At 70.2% G+C, this 15,028-nt stretch carries 14 protein-coding genes; 11 read left to right on the top strand and 3 right to left on the bottom strand.

The window, feature by feature from the left end; all coding sequences use genetic code 11:
• Nucleotides 1–56 precede the first annotated feature (56 nt).
• Complete coding sequence (locus IE178_RS23005) at nt 57–1,598, bottom strand: IclR family transcriptional regulator (protein WP_193513606.1); 1,542 nt, start codon at nt 1,596–1,598, stop codon at nt 57–59.
• Nucleotides 1,599–1,914: 316 nt separating this feature from the next.
• On the opposite strand from IE178_RS23005, the gene IE178_RS23000 reads away from it, so the two are divergent.
• Genes IE178_RS23000 through IE178_RS22990 form a run of 3 tightly spaced genes read left to right on the top strand, consistent with a single transcriptional unit; the run spans nt 1,915 to nt 4,915 of the window.
• Entirely contained in the window at nt 1,915–3,210 is a 1,296-nt protein-coding gene (locus IE178_RS23000) for an MFS transporter (RefSeq protein WP_318280197.1), read from the top strand.
• Nucleotides 3,211–3,243: 33 nt separating this feature from the next.
• Nucleotides 3,244–4,233 carry a hydroxyacid dehydrogenase gene (locus IE178_RS22995; protein WP_193513604.1) on the top strand — a complete coding sequence of 330 codons (990 nt, stop codon included), beginning with the start codon at nt 3,244–3,246 and terminating at the stop codon, nt 4,231–4,233.
• A gap of 34 nt (nt 4,234–4,267) precedes the next feature.
• Nucleotides 4,268–4,915, top strand: coding sequence for an RraA family protein (locus IE178_RS22990; RefSeq protein WP_193513603.1), 648 nt, complete (start codon nt 4,268–4,270; stop codon nt 4,913–4,915).
• Between the two features lie 317 nt (nt 4,916–5,232).
• Here the strand turns inward: IE178_RS22990 and IE178_RS22985 are convergent, their stop codons facing one another.
• Entirely contained in the window at nt 5,233–5,670 is a 438-nt protein-coding gene (locus IE178_RS22985; protein WP_003992141.1) for a hypothetical protein, read from the bottom strand.
• A 499-nt stretch (nt 5,671–6,169) separates the two neighbouring features.
• On the opposite strand from IE178_RS22985, the gene hemL reads away from it, so the two are divergent.
• From hemL to IE178_RS36990, 8 genes are all read left to right on the top strand, one after another.
• Nucleotides 6,170–7,486, top strand: coding sequence for a glutamate-1-semialdehyde 2,1-aminomutase (hemL, locus tag IE178_RS22980; RefSeq protein WP_184760867.1), 1,317 nt, complete (start codon nt 6,170–6,172; stop codon nt 7,484–7,486).
• 41 nt (nt 7,487–7,527) lie between these two features.
• Nucleotides 7,528–8,175 (top strand): histidine phosphatase family protein, encoded by a 648-nt coding sequence (locus IE178_RS22975; RefSeq protein WP_184761298.1) that lies wholly within the window; start codon nt 7,528–7,530, stop codon nt 8,173–8,175.
• Nucleotides 8,176–8,415: 240 nt separating this feature from the next.
• Nucleotides 8,416–9,720, top strand: a complete 1,305-nt coding sequence (locus IE178_RS22970; RefSeq protein WP_193513659.1) for a polysaccharide deacetylase family protein — start codon at nt 8,416–8,418, stop codon at nt 9,718–9,720.
• Nucleotides 9,721–9,786: 66 nt separating this feature from the next.
• A complete protein-coding gene (locus IE178_RS22965) occupies nt 9,787–10,455 on the top strand; it encodes a TlpA family protein disulfide reductase (RefSeq protein WP_193513602.1) in 669 nt (222 codons plus the stop codon).
• Between the two features lies 1 nt (nt 10,456).
• On the top strand, nt 10,457–11,230 hold the full coding sequence (locus IE178_RS22960; RefSeq protein WP_184760869.1) for a cytochrome c biogenesis CcdA family protein: 774 nt from the start codon (nt 10,457–10,459) through the stop codon (nt 11,228–11,230).
• A 4-nt stretch (nt 11,231–11,234) separates the two neighbouring features.
• Nucleotides 11,235–12,962 (top strand): cytochrome c biogenesis protein ResB, encoded by a 1,728-nt coding sequence (resB, locus tag IE178_RS22955; RefSeq protein WP_193513601.1) that lies wholly within the window; start codon nt 11,235–11,237, stop codon nt 12,960–12,962.
• Nucleotides 12,959–14,086, top strand: a complete 1,128-nt coding sequence (gene ccsB / locus IE178_RS22950; protein ID WP_184760871.1) for a c-type cytochrome biogenesis protein CcsB — start codon at nt 12,959–12,961, stop codon at nt 14,084–14,086. Before resB ends, ccsB begins: the two co-directional genes overlap by 4 nt.
• A gap of 77 nt (nt 14,087–14,163) precedes the next feature.
• Entirely contained in the window at nt 14,164–14,325 is a 162-nt protein-coding gene (locus IE178_RS36990) for an RNA polymerase sigma factor (protein ID WP_438874408.1), read from the top strand.
• A gap of 139 nt (nt 14,326–14,464) precedes the next feature.
• On the opposite strand, the gene IE178_RS22940 is transcribed toward IE178_RS36990, so the two are convergent.
• Nucleotides 14,465–14,923: a nucleoside deaminase gene (locus IE178_RS22940; protein ID WP_193513600.1), complete on the bottom strand. Its 459-nt coding sequence runs from the start codon at nt 14,921–14,923 to the stop codon at nt 14,465–14,467.
• Nucleotides 14,924–15,028: the final 105 nt, after the last annotated feature.

The following is a 15,028-nucleotide window of genomic DNA, read 5'->3' as shown; positions in this document are numbered from 1 at the left end:
ATGACCAGGGTGGGCTGAAAGCTTCTCGCACCTCCCTGTGGCGGGCAGAACCTCGGTTACACCGACAGCAGCTGTGTGATCGACAGGGCCGCGGCGGAGAGTCGGGTTCTTACGGCGTCGACGTCGATCTCATCGGCCCGGTGGCGCGGGATGGTGGCCGTGATGGAGCCGACCACGGTGTGCTGGGCGAAGTACGGCACGGCGATGCCGTAGCCGTCCGGGATGCGTTCACCGTCTCCGACGGCCCAGCCGCGGTCGCGTACCTGGGCCAAGTCCTTCTGGATCGTGGTGCGATGCAGTGGCGTGCGCTCGGTGTATGTGACCAGCGGAAGGTCGGAGAGGGTGTCGTCGGGCAGGAAGGCGAGGATGGCTTTGCCCGCGGCGCCCGCGGCGAGAGGGACATCCGATCCGGTAGGCAGGTCGTAGTGGATCGGTTTGCTGCCTGGTACGACGGCGGTCATGCGTGCCGTCCGGGTGGCCGGGTCGTACTCGGCCAGACCGATGGTTTCCCCGGTCTGCTGTGCCAGGTCCCGCAGTGTTGGGAAGACGATCGGGGTGATGGAGTGGAGCGGCCCGAGTGCGGCTGCCCAGCGCAGTAGCAGCGGCCCGGCCACGGCGTGCTCCCCGTGGGTGGTGGCGAGCCCTGTGGCGAGTGCGGTGTCGAGGAGCCGGGCGGCGGTCGCAGGGTTGCCTCGCAGTACGCGAGCCAGCGCCCGCCCTCCCAACGGCAGAGGCGCCGAAGCGGTGAGCGCGGAGATCAAGCGTTCAATCCGAGCAGTGGCCGAACCGCCGTCTTCGGTGGGACTCGGGCTGGTGGGGGTCGCTCGGCCGTGTTCCGGCGTTGACCGGGGCGCTGGTGCGGTCAGGCTGCCGACCTTGAGGGCGGTCTCGCGGACGAGGGGGGCGAAACGTGCAAGGTCGGCGTGACGGGTCTCGTGCCGGGGGCGGGTGGCGGAAACCGCCCCCAGCAGACCCGCCGCTTGGAACGGGGCGGCGACTCCGGCGGCCAGGGCGACGTGCTGTCCGATACTGATCGTCACACCGTCCTCGCGTCCCTGGTGCAGGAGACGCTGCAGTTCCGCGACGTCGGTTACGGTGTCCGGCGTGTGCGCGACCAGGTCGAGGCGGGCGAGGACGTCGGGGCCCAGCTCGGCGAGCATGGCACGGCCGGCCGCGCCGGCGTGCAGGGGGATCACGGCGCCGGGGTCGAGCCGGTAGCGGACGGGACCGTCCGGAATCGCGGACAGGGCGACGAAGCCCTCCGTGCGAACGGGGTCGTACAGGGACAGCAGGATGGTGGCGTCGCAGGCCCGGGCGAGTTCCTCGGCCAGTGGACGGGCCTGGCCGAGCAGCGGGTGCGAGCGGTGGAGCCGGTCCGCGAGGACGCGTAGCCGGGGTCCGCAGACGTAGGTGGCGTTCACTGTCTGCGTCGCCAGGTCGCGCTCGGTGAGCGCGTGGAGGGTCCGGTGGACCGTGCTGCGGCTGAGGCCGAGGTTTTCGGCAAGCTCGCGCACGCCCCAGGGCAGCTCCGGTGGCCGACGGGTGAGGGCGTCGAGGGTGGCGACGATCCGGTCGTTGACGGCCGATCCGCTGCTCACAGCGACCACCGCCAGGCGTGACTCATCGACTCGCTCCACAGCGACGCGAGCATGCGCGGACGCTCCATCCTCCGCCTTCCCCCTGCCGTTTCTCACCTGGTCGGCCACTGTACGTGGCGTCTTTCGGCGCGGGCGCCCCGCTGCTGTCGCCGGTCGCTCGCGGTCGCGGTCGGGCCGTCCGCGTTTCGAGCGGGACGCGTCCGAGGGTTGACAGCAGGCGAAGACCGGCCAGACACTCACCGAACAGTTTACAGGACGCTGTCCCATTTTTTGCACAGCGAGGTGCGAGATGTCAGTCCCCACGGACACTGCAGAGGTGACCCCCGTCACCGACGAACGCCGCCGTAAAGCGAAGAAGGCCACCACCGTGGCCGCCTTCGGCACGTTCATCGAGTACTACGACTTCAGCGTCTACGGCTATGTCGCCGCGACCCTGTCGATCGTCTTCTTCCCCAGCGACAATCCGACCGTCAGCCTGCTCAACACCTTCCTGGTGTTCGGCTCGGCCTTCGTCGTTCGCCCGCTGGGCGCCCTGTTCTTCGGCCGCCTCGGCGACCGCGCCGGCCGCCGGGTCAGCCTGGTGGCGAGCATCGGCCTCATGAGCCTGGCCGCGGCCCTGACCGGACTGCTGCCCGGCTACGCCACCATCGGCGTGGCCGCCCCCATCCTGCTGGTCATCCTCCGCATGCTCCAGGGCTTCTCCACCGGAGGCGAGATCGGCGGCGCCGCCAGCTACATCCGGGAGTGGGCGCCCAAGGAACGGCGCTCGCTGTACATCTCGTTCATCCCCGGCGTGGGAGTGTTCGGCAAGGCGTGCGCGGCGGGCATGGCCGCGCTGGCCGCCTCCCTCGTACCGGAAGACTCCATGGAGGCGTGGGGCTGGCGCCTGCCGTTCCTCCTCGCGGTGCCACTGGGCCTGCTCTGTCTGTACCTGCGCCTCAAGATCGAGGACACCCCCGAGTTCCGCGACACCGACGTCACCGAGCGCACCAACCGCAAGCCGCTCAAGGAACTCATGGCCGACCACCGCGGGCCGCTGACCAAGGTCATGGCGATCTCCACCGTGCAGAATGTCGGCACCTACGTCGGCACCGTCTTCGTGGCGTCCTACCTGAGTACCGTCCTGGACTTCAGCAAGGGCCAGGCCGCGACCATCGTGCTGCTCGCCGTGCTCACGGCCGCCGTGTTCATCCCCCTGTGTGGACAGCTCGGCTCACGACTGGGCGGCAAGCGCGTCCTGATCGTCTCCTACATCGCCTACATCGCCCTCACCATCCCGTCGTTCCTGCTCATGGGCAGGGGATCGGTGGGCCTGGCCATCGCCGGTCTGGTCCTCGGCATGGTTCCGTACGCCCTGTGCCAGGCAGGCACCTACACGGTGATGCCGGAGTTCTTCCCCGTCCAGGTACGCAACACCGGCGTCGCCTTCGGCCACAGCATCGGTGCCGTCATCGGCGGCGGAGCTGGCCCCTACGTCAGCACCTGGCTCATCGACGCCACCGGCAGCACCCTCGTGCCCGCCTACATCCTCGTCGCCTTCGGCCTGTTCGGCCTCGCCCTCGCCCTCGGCGCGGTACGCCGCAGCACCTCGGCCGACCACCTCTACGCCTGACCGACCCCCCATGATCGAACGGACCGGACACCCATGTCGTCCCTCTACGTCTCCGACCCCATCCACCCCCGCGTCCTGGACGAACTGCACAGGATGGGCCAGGTCCACCTCGGCTACGGCCCCACCGCCACTCCCTACACAGCGGTCCAGGAGAGCGTCGAGGCGGTCATGCTGCGCGCCGAGCGGTTCACCGCCGACAAGATCCAGGCGTCCAGCCGTCTGAAGATCATTGCCCGACACGGGGTGGGCACCGACAACGTCGACATCCAGGCGGCCACCGCCGCCGGCGTGTGGGTCACCGTCACGCCCGGCAGCAACGCCCGCTCCGTCGCCGAGCACGTCTTCGCGCTCACCCTGGCTCTCGCCCGTCGCATCCCGGCCGCCACGGCGGGTACCGCCGCCGGCCAGTGGACCGCCATCAAGCCCGCGCTTACCGGATTCGAACTGCAGGGCCGCACACTGGGCCTGCTCGGCTTCGGACGCATCGCCGCCCTGACCGCCGGCATCGCCCGCGGCTTCGGCATGCCCGTGCTGGTCTCCGACCCCTACGTCGCTCCGGACACCGTGGAGCAGCAAGGCGCCCGGCTCGTCCCCTTCGACGACCTCATCGTCCAGAGCGACGTGCTGAGCCTGCACGCCCCCCTCACCGCGGCGACCAAGCACGTCGTCGATGCCGAGGCCATCGCCCGGATGCGCCCGGGAACCGTACTGATCAACACCGCGCGCGGCGGACTCGTCGATGAGGCCGCCGTTCTGGCGGGACTGGAGTCCGGTCACCTGGGCGGCGCGGCCCTCGACGTCCTGGACGGTGAGTCGACCGACATGCAGGACCCCCTCCCGCACAGTCCGGAACTCGCGGCCCGGCTCGGCAGCCTGGACAACCTGATCGTCACGCCGCACATCGCCGGGCAGACCAGCCAGTCGCTGCTGGCCGCGGGCACCCAGGCCCTCGCCTGCATCCAACAGGCCCTCGCAGGCCAGGACCCGGAGCACGCCGTCAACGCCATCAGCGCCGCAGCCTGAACCCCGCCCTCACCTTCCCGGAGACGAGAACGCCTTGTTCATCAACGCCTCGACCGACAACATCGACATCGCCCCCGCCTGGGAACGCGCCGACCTGGACGAGGTGAAAAGGCTCGCCCAGTACCCGGTCGCGCTCGTCGGCGACGTGCAGGCCCGAATGGGCATCATGGCCGCGGCCATCCGTCCTGTGACCCCGGCACCGCGACTGGCCGGCACCATCCTGCCCGTCCTCGCCCGCGAGGGCGACAACCTCGCCATCCACCGGGCCCTGGACGACGCCCGCCCGGGCGACGTCCTCGTCGTCAACGCCAACGCCGAGATCAACCGCGCCGTGTTCGGTGACCTCCTCGGCGAAATCTGTCTCGCCAAGGGCGTCACCGGCATCGTCATCGACGGAGCCGTCCGCGACGTCGAAGAACTCGCCGGCCAGGGACTCGCCGTCTACGCCCGCGGTATCTCCCCCGCCGGCCCTTGGAAGAACGGCCCCGGCCGCATCGGCTACCCCGTCGCCTGCGGCAACGTCGTCTGCAATCCCGGCGATGCCATCCTCGGCGACAGCGATGGCATCGTCGTCATCCCTCGACGTGATCTCACCGCCGTCGTCGAACGGACCCTGGCCCAGGAGCAGACCGAGCAGAGGATGCGCGAGGCCATCAACGCGGCTGCCCAGCTCGCCCACTGACCACGGCCTGAGCCAGACCCCTGCACCACGCGTCGCTCGCTGCCTGGACCCCACCGCACAGTGGTCCTGGCGGGACGCGTGCAGTGCGGGAACCGGGGATGGACGGCACATGAGGGTGCCGTCCATCCCCGGCAGACCGCTCACCGTTACGGCGTGGACGTACGGCGGCACGTCCGCCCGGCAGGGCACACCTGAGTCCCCGGCCGAACCAATGTGCCCTTAAAGTGCCCTGACCCCCCGAAGGCGCCTCCGGCACACGATGAGGGCGGAGCCCGAAAGCCCCGCCCGAATCCCGCGAAACCCCAGGTCAGGACAGCTCAGGGCCACACCAGGCAGTACGCCTGATGCCCCGCCTCGTGCAGTCGGTGGCTGAAGTCCTGCCACTCGTGCAGCAGTTGGTACACGTTGAACGCGTCCCGCGGGCCGCCCCGGTCCGGGACCGTCGACCAGATGAAGGCGGCCGCGCCGACCGCCTCCTCGCCTATGCCGCGCAGGGGGTCGACGACCGTCATGGGGAGTTTCACGACCGCGTAGTCGGGGTGGAGGACGACCAGTTCCAGGGGCGGGACCTTGTGCAGGGGGACGCCTTCGATGCCCGTGAGGACCATCGCGGCCATGGTTTCCGGCTTGATCTTGGTGAACATGCCGTTCATGCCGAGCTCGTCGCCGCCGAGTTCCTCGGGGCGCATCGAGATCGGGACGCGGGCCGCGGTGGCGCCGTCCGGCGCGCCGAAGTACTTGTACGTCACCCCCACCCGGCCACCATTTCCGCTCCCTGCCCCTCGCAGAGGGCCGATCCGCCGGTCGATCCGCTCGGACTCGCCCGGTACCCCGCGTACCCGACGTGCCTCGTCCGCGTTTTCCGCGTTCTCCGCTTCTCGCCGGTGCCTTCCCCGCCGGGCGCGTCGAGGACCCAGGTCATCGGTCCCCTCGCCCAGTCCGCCACCGCGATGCATATCTCCACCCGACTGCTTTTCTAGGACGCGTGCCCCCGCCGCGCAACCCGATCATCGTGTCAGTGACCTCCCCCACGGCCGCCCGCCGAAACGTACGGTGAAACATCCGCCCGCGGGATCTTCGCAGCCTCCGGCCGCCCGGCCGTGTGAGCTGTGTGTATCAGACGCCAGTTTCGCAGATCGTGGCGGATCGGGGGCCGGATGCCCGAGGCCGCCCCTGGCCTACCCTGAACAAGTCACACGCACCCGCAGCCCGGAGTACCCGGGACGTCGGAGAAGGTCGGAGAAGTCGCAGGTCATGAGCGAACTGCCATATTCATACGAAGCCCAAGCCTCGCAGGCGCTGTTCGATCGTGCCGCGGCCGTCACTCCCGGTGGCGTGAACTCGCCGGTGCGCGCCTTCCGCGCCGTCGGCGGTACGCCCCGGTTCATGGTGTCCGGCAGCGGTCCGTATCTGACCGACGCCGACGGGCGGGAGTACGTCGACCTCGTCTGCTCGTGGGGTCCGATGATTCTCGGACACGCGCACCCCGAGGTGATCGCCGCCGTGCAGGAGGCCGTCGCGCGCGGTACGTCCTTCGGCACGCCCGGTGAGGGCGAGGTCGCGCTCGCCGAGGAGATGGTCGCCCGGATCGAGCCGCTGGAGCAGGTGCGGCTCGTCTCCAGCGGGACGGAAGCCACCATGTCGGCGATCCGGCTCGCCCGCGGGTTCACGCAGCGCACCAAGGTGATCAAGTTCGCCGGGTGCTATCACGGGCACGTCGACTCCCTGCTCGCCTCCGCCGGCTCGGGTGTCGCCACGTTCGCGCTGCCGGACACGCCCGGTGTCACCGGCGCCCAGGCCGGCGACACCATCGTGCTGCCGTACAACGACCTCGACGCCGTGCACGCCGCGTTCGCCGCGCACCCCGGTGAGATCGCCTGCCTGATCACCGAGGCATCGCCCGGCAACATGGGCGTCGTACCGCCGCTGCCCGGCTTCAACCAGGGGCTGAAGGACGCGTGCGCGGCGAACGGCGCGCTGTACATCTCCGACGAGGTCATGACCGGGTTCCGGACCAGCCGCGCCGGGTGGTACGGCGTCGACGGCGTGCGGCCCGACCTGATGACCTTCGGCAAGGTGATGGGCGGCGGCTTCCCGGCGGCGGCCTTCGGCGGGCGCGCCGACGTCATGGCGCACCTCGCCCCGGCCGGGCCCGTCTACCAGGCCGGCACCCTCTCCGGTAACCCCGTCGCCACCGCCGCAGGGCTCGCCCAGCTGCGGCTGCTCGACGACGCCGCGTACGAGACGGTCGACGCCGTGTCGGCGCGGATCCAGGCGCTCGTCTCCGAGGCGCTGACCAAGGAGGGCGTGGCGCACACGCTGCAGAACGCCTCCAACATGTTCTCGGTCTTCTTCACCGACGCCCCGGTGCGCGACTACGAGGACGCCAAGGCACAGGAGTCGTTCCGCTTCACCGCGTTCTTCCACTCCCTCCTCGCGAACGGCGTCTACCTGCCGCCGTCGTCCTTCGAGTCCTGGTTCGTGTCCACCGCGCACGACGAGCGGGCCGTCCAGCGGATCGCCGACGCCCTCCCGGCGGCGGCCCGAGCGGCAGCGGAGGCGACCGAGTGAGCGCCGTGAAGAAGAGCGACGACGTCACCGTCGTCCACCTGATGCGGCACGGCGAGGTCGCGAACCCGGACGGGATCCTGTACGGCCGTCTCGCCGGTTACCACCTCTCCGAGCTGGGCCGGCGCATGGCCGACCGGGTCGCCGAGCACCTCGCCCCCCGCGACATCGTCCATGTCGGCGCCTCCCCGCTGGAGCGGGCGCAGGAGACGGCCCAGCCGATCGCCAAGGCGCACGGCCTGGACATCGCCACCGACGAGCGGCTGATCGAGGCCGACAACGTCTTCCAGGGCAAGACCTTCGGCATCGGTGACGGCGCGCTGCGCCGCCCGGCCAACTGGAGGCACGTCGTCAACCCGTTCAAGCCGTCCTGGGGCGAGCCGTACGTCGACCAGGTCATCCGCATGATGGGCGCGCTGAACGCGGCCAAGGACGCGGCGCGCGGGCACGAGGCGGTGCTGGTCAGTCATCAGCTGCCGATCTGGATCGTGCGCTCCTACGCCGAGCGGCGGCGCCTGTGGCACGACCCGCGCAAGCGGCAGTGCACGCTCGCCTCGCTGACCACCTTCACCTACCAGGGCGACCGGATCGTCTCCGTCGGCTACAGCGAGCCGGCCCGCGATCTCGTCCCCGCCCATCTGCTCGCCGGCGCCAAGCCGGTGAAGGGGAAGGGCAAGGCCTTCGGGGCGTGACGCGCGGTAATGCCGGTAACCCCGGGAACCACGGCAAGGGCGGCAACCCCGGCAACCCCGGCAAGGGCGGCAAGCGCCATCGCCGTGGGGCTTCCGCAGGGCTCCGCAGGGCCTTCTAGGGCTTCGTTGCGAAACCTCCGCACTTGACGGGAACCTCCGCCTTCGTCGCGTCCTCTGAGTGAGTGACCACCAGGGGACGTGACGATCGGGGATGTCATGCGCGCTCTCACTCGCAGGGGAATGATCGGGCTCGGCGCGGGTGCCGCCGCCGTTTCACTGGCCGGCTGCGGCGGCCTCACGGGCTCGGACGGTGCGGACCGTGCCGGCGGTTCCCGCCCCGGGGGCGACGACCGTCCCGGGGCGCCGGAACCGGAGCCGTCGAAGACCGCCCGTCCGATCGGTGACGGCTCCACCTCCTTCACCGGCAAGCAGCCCCACCAGCCCGACCGGCCGGTGCCGCTGGAGCCGGGCCGGACGCCGCCGCAGTTCGTCGTCTTCTCCTGGGACGGGGCCGGGGAGGTCGGCAACGGGCTCTTCCCGCGCTTCCTGGACCTCGCCAAGGAGCACGGCGCGCACATGACCTTCTTCCTCTCGGGCCTGTATCTGCTCCCCGAGTCGAAGAAGCGCCTCTACGACCCGCCGAACAACCCGCGCGGCGCCTCCGACATCGGCTACCTCACCGACGGCCACATCAAGGACACGCTGAAGAACGTGCGCCGGGCCTGGCTCGAGGGCCACGAGATCGGCACCCACTTCAACGGTCACTTCTGCGCCGGCTCCGGCAGCGTCGGCAACTGGACGCCGCGGCAGTGGCGCAGCGAGATAGAGCAGGCCACGTCGTTCGTGAAGGAGTGGCGGACCAACTCCGGCTGGACCGACCTGGAGTCCCTGCCCTTCGACTACGACAAGGAGCTCGTCGGCGGCCGTACGCCCTGCCTGCTCGGCCAGGACAACCTGCTGCCCACCGCCCGCGAGCTCGGCTGGCGCTACGACGCCTCCTCGCCGGGCGGACGCCAGGTCTGGCCGGCGAAGAAGCAGGGCATATGGGACCTTCCCCTGCAGCAGATACCTTTCCCCGGACGTTCCTTCGAGGTCCTGTCGATGGACTACAACATGCTCGCCAACCAGTCGCTCAACTCGACCAACGCACCCGCCCACAACCACCCGGGCTGGCGACGGCAGTCGGCGCAGGCGTACATATCGGGTTTCAGGCGGGCCTACGAGACGAATCGGGCGCCCTTCTTCATCGGCAACCACTTCGAGCAGTGGAACGGCGGCATCTACATGGACGCCGTGGAGGAAGCGCTCCGGCACATCGCGCGCGAGAAGGAGAAGGGCGGCGACGTGAGGCTCGTCTCCTTCCGGCAGTTCACCGACTGGCTGGACGCGCAGAAGCCGGAGGTGCTGGACCGGCTGCGCACCCTGGACGTCGGACAGGAACCGGCCGGCGGCTGGAAGAACTTCCTGAAGGAGACGGACGGCGCCGCCGTATCGGGCGCCACCGCCGGAACGGGCACCGGATCAGGGACCGGCAACGCCGCCTGAAATGCGGGTTTCCACCCGCAAGGGGGGTGCGCAAGATCCCCAGAACGGGCATGCGAAACTTTTCACATGAGTGCCGCCAGTCGCGCCCCCCAGCGCTCGAACCGAGCCCTTCAGCGCTCGAACCGTGCCACCCGTGCCATCCGCGCGCCCCGCGTCCGCCGTCGCGCCACTCTGGCCGCCGGTGCCGCCGCGGCCGCACTGCTCGTCTCCGCGTGCAGTTCCGGCGGCACGTCCGGCGGGGGCGGCGACACCAACTTCGTCGCCGGCAGCGACGGCATCTCCACGGTCGCCAAGGGCGAGCGCGACGCCGCGCCCGACCTGTCCGGCAAGACGCTGGAGGGCAAGCAGCTCGACGTCGCCGACTACAAGGGCAAGGTCGTCGTCCTCAACGTCTGGGGCTCCTGGTGCAACCCGTGCCGCGCGGAGGCCAAGTACTTCGCCAAGGTGTCCGAGGAGTACGCCGACCAGGGCGTGCAGTTCGTCGGCATCAACACCCGGGACACCAGCACCGGGGCCGCGCTCGCCTTCGAGAAGGACTTCGGCATCACCTACCCGAGCCTGTACGACCCCACGGGCAAGCTGATGCTCCGCTTCGAGAAGGGCACCCTCAACCCGCAGGCGATCCCCTCCACCCTGGTCCTGGACCGCGACGGGAAGATCGCCGCCCGCACACTGTCCCCGCTCAGCGAGGAACGCCTGCTGAAGATGCTCGAGCCGGTCGTCGCGGAGAAGTGACGTGACCGCCCTGCACACGCTCGCCGCAGAGACGGGCTACAACGGCACGGTGCTCAACGGCGCCCTCCTCGTCGCCCTGCCCATCGCCCTGCTGGGCGGGCTCGTCTCCTTCTTCTCGCCCTGCGTGCTGCCGCTGGTCCCCGGCTACCTCTCCTACGTCACCGGCGTCTCCGGCACCGACCTCGCCGAGGCCCGGCGCGGCCGGATGGTCGCCGGCGCCTCCCTGTTCGTCCTCGGCTTCACCGCCGTGTTCGTCTCCGGCGGCGCCTTCTTCGGCTACTTCGGGCAGACGCTGCAGGAGCAGTCGAGCGTGCTGTCCAAGGTGCTCGGCGTCCTGATGATCCTCATGGGTGTGTTCTTCATGGGCCTGATGCCCTGGCTCACCCAGCGCGAGTTCCGCTTCCACAAGCGCCCGGCGACCGGGCTGGTCGGCGCCCCCGTCCTCGGCGCCCTGTTCGGCATCGGCTGGACCCCCTGCATCGGCCCCACCCTCGCCTCCGTACTGACCCTGTCCGCGCAGCAGGAGAGCGCCGGACGCGGCGCCATATTGACCGTCGCGTACTGTCTGGGGCTGGGCCTGCCCTTCGTGCTCGCCGCCGTGGCCTTCCGCAAGGCGCTCGGTGCCTTCGGCTGGGTCAAGCGGCACTACGTCTGGGTCATGCGCATCGGCGGCACGATGATGATCGTGACCGGTGTGCTGCTGCTGACCGGCGCGTGGGACAGCCTCGTGGCGGAGATGCAGACCTGGTCCAACGGCTTCACTGTGGGGATCTGACCCGATGAGCAAGACGACAACCGACGACACCCCCCAGGCCGCCGACGACCAGGACCTCGGCGCCGCCGGCTCCCAGCTGTCCACCGCCCCCACCGAGGAGCCGCCCAACCTGCCCTCCCTGGGCGTCATCGGCTGGGCCCGCTGGTTCTGGCGGCAGCTCACCTCCATGCGGGTCGCGCTGCTGCTGCTCCTGCTGCTGTCGCTGGGCGCCATCCCCGGCTCGCTCATCCCGCAGACCGGCATCGACGAGACCGCGGTCGCCGACTTCCGCGAGCGCCACGACGTCCTCGCGCCGGTCTACGACAAGCTCGGGCTCTTCAACGTCTACAGCTCGGTGTGGTTCTCGGCGATCTACATCCTGCTGTTCATCTCCCTCATCGGCTGCATCGTGCCCCGCACCTGGCAGTTCGTGGGCCAGCTGCGCGGTCGTCCGCCGGGCGCGCCCCGCCGGCTGACCCGGCTGCCCGCCCACACCACCTGGCGCACCGGGGCCGAGCCCGATCAGGTCCGCGAGGCCGCGCTCGCCCTGCTGAAGAGGCGCCGCTTCCGCGCCCACCTCGCCGGTGACGCCGTCGCCGCCGAGAAGGGCTATCTGCGCGAGGTCGGCAACCTGCTCTTCCACATCGCGCTGATCGTGATGCTGATCGCCTTCGGCTGGGGCCAGCTGTTCAAGTCCGAGGGCAACAAGCTGATCGTCGAGGGCGACGGCTTCTCCAACACGCTCACCCAGTACGACGACTTCAAGTCCGGCAGCCTCTTCACCAACGACGACCTGGTGCCGTTCAGCTTCCACGTGAAGGAGTTCACCGGTACCTACGAGCGCACCGGCCCCAACAAGGGCACCCCGCGCACGTACGAGACCGAGCTCACCTACACCGAGGGCGCCGACGGCGAGGAGAAGACGGCCCTCGTCAAGGTGAACAAGCCACTGAAGATCGGCGACGCCAAGGTCTACCTCGTCAGCCACGGCTACGCACCCGTCGTCACCGTCCGCGACGGCAAGGGAAAGATCGTCTTCCAGGACGCCGTGCCGCTGCTGCCGCTCGACGCCAACGTCACCTCCTCCGGCGTGGTCAAGGTCCTCGACGGCTACCGCAACCCCCAGGGCGAGAAGGAGCAGCTCGGCTTCAACGCCTTCTTCGTGCCCACCTTCGGCGGCTCGGCGAGCGGCACGATGCTCTCCCAGTTCCCGGCGCTCGACTATCCGGTGCTCGCGCTGTCCGCCTACCACGGCGACCTGAAGGCCGACTCCGGCATTCCGCAGAGCGTGTACCAGATGGACAAGACCAAGATGAAGGAGTTCAAGGACGCCAAGGGCGAGCTGTTCAAGAAGCTGCTCATGCCCGGCGAGACCATGAGGCTCCCGAACGGCGCCGGCTCGGTCACCTTCGAGAAGGACGTCAAGGAGTGGGCCGGCTTCCAGGTCGTCCAGGAACAGGGCGGCGGCTGGGCGCTCGGAGGTGCCGTCGCCGCGATCGGCGGTCTCGCCGCCTCCCTGTTCATCCAACGCCGCCGCGTGTGGGTGCGCGCGGTCGAGGGCCCCGACGGCGTCACCGTCGTCGAGATGGCCGGCCTCGGCCGCAGCGAGTCCGCGAAGGTGCCCGAGGAACTCGGCGACCTCGCCGGAATCCTCTACGACCGGGCACCGGGCGCGCCCGATCCCTCCCCGGACCCATCCGATCCCACCGACACCGATCCTGTAGCCGTACCTGCCGAAGGGGCTGAGAAATGACTCTCGCCGCCGCAACAGATCTGGCCGCCGCGGCCAACGAGAACCTCGCGGAGATCAGCAACGTGCTGATCTACTCCGCGATGACGGTCTACACCCTTGCCTTCTTCGCGTACATCGCGGAGTGGACCTTCGGCAGCCGCAGCAAGGTCGCCCGCACCGCCGCCGCCCTCACCCCGGAGGCGGAGGCGAAGAAGGCACCGGCCGTCACCGTCAACCAGGCCGGCGGCACCGCCGTACTGGAGCGGCCGAAGGTCGTCGTACGCGCCGCGGCCGGATCGCGGGACGTGCCCGACGGGCCCGGGGCGCACGGCGGGGACGAGAAGGGCGACCTCTACGGGCGCATCGCCATCTCCCTCACCGTGCTCGCGTTCTGCCTCTCCTTCGGCGGCGTGCTCACCCGCGCGCTGTCCGTGGAACGGGCGCCGTGGGGCAACATGTACGAGTTCAACATCACCTTCTCCACCACCGCGGTCGGCGTGTACCTCCTGCTGCTGGCGCTGAAGAAGAACGTGCGCTGGCTCGGCCTGTTCCTGACCACCACCGTCCTCCTCGACCTCGGTGTGGCCGTCACCTGGCTCTACACCGAGAGCGACCAGCTGGTCCCCGCCCTCCACTCGTACTGGCTGTACATCCACGTCTCCACGGCGATCCTGTGCGGCGCGGTCTTCTACGTCGGCGCGGTCGCCGTGATCCTCTACCTGTTCAAGGACGCGTACGAGAACAAGCTCGCGAGCGGCGGCAAGCCCGGCAGCTTCGCCACCTCCGTCCTGGAGCGGCTGCCCGCCTCCGCCTCGCTGGACAAGTTCGCCTACCGGGTCAACGCGGCCGTGTTCCCGCTGTGGACGTTCACGATCATCGCGGGCGCCATCTGGGCCGGCGACGCCTGGGGCCGCTACTGGGGCTGGGACCCCAAGGAGGTCTGGTCCTTCATCACCTGGGTCGCCTACGCCGGCTACCTGCACGCCCGCGCCACCGCCGGCTGGAAGGGCCGCAAGGCCGCCTACCTGGCCCTGCTCGCCTTCGGCTGCTGGCTGTTCAACTACTACGGCGTCAACATCTTCGTCTCCGGCAAGCACTCGTACGCCGACGTCGGCCTGGGCGCGCTGCGGTCCGTGGGGTTCTGAGCCGCGTACCGCCGAGGCCGGTTCCCGTGACCTGAGTCACGGGAACCGGCCTTCGTCGTCCGGACAGGCAAGAGGGCGTGGACACGAATCCGCGGAGACGCATCCATGCGGGGGACCACGACGCCTTCGGCGACCTCTTCGACGCGTACGCGCGCTCCGTCCACAACCATGCCTTCCGGCTGACCGGCGACGGGACGGCCGCCGAGGAGGCCGTCTCCCTGACCTTCCTGGACGCCTGATGACTGCGCGACCGCCTCGACGCGGAGGGCGGTTCCGTGCGCCCCTGGCTGCTGGGCATCACCACCAACGTCGTCCGCAACACCCGCCGCGCGGCCCGCCGGCACGCCGCCGCGGGGGCAGCGGCCGTGACCGGGCTCTTCAGTCTCCGATGTCCTCGCTCCACAGCCGTGGATGACGGGCGACGAACTCCCGCATCGTCGCGGCGCACTCCGGATCGTCCAGCAGCACGATCTCCACGCCGTGGTCGGCCAGCCAGTCGTGCCCGCCGCGGAAGGTGGCCGCCTCGCCGATCACCACCCGGGAGATGCCGAACTGCCGGACCAGCCCCGAGCAGTACCAGCACGGGGACAGGGTCGTCACCATCGTCGTACCGCGGTACGACCGCTGGCGTCCCGCCGCGCGGAAGGCGGCGGTCTCCGCGTGCGCCGACGGATCGCCGTCCTGGACGCGGCGGTTGTGGCCGCGGCCGAGCAGGTTGCCGTCGGCGCCGTACAGCGCGGCACCGATGGGGACGCCGCCCTCCTCCAGCCCGGTGCGGGCCTCCGCGAGGGCGGTGGCGAGCCAGGCGCGGGCGGTCACCGGATCGATCGGTTCCATGCGGCCAGTCTCCCCCTGCCGGTGGCCCGTGTCAGGGACGCCGCACCGGCTCGGTAGCCTGGCCCGATCATCGCCGTACGGGCGGCAGTTGGGCTGGGAGGAACG

It is taken from the genome of Streptomyces griseoloalbus, from assembly GCA_014650015.1.
Classification (GTDB): Bacteria; Actinomycetota; Actinomycetes; order Streptomycetales; family Streptomycetaceae; genus Streptomyces; species Streptomyces griseoloalbus.
The sequence above is the reverse complement of the archived record's forward strand: the minus strand, read 5'-3'. Positions and strand labels throughout refer to the sequence as shown.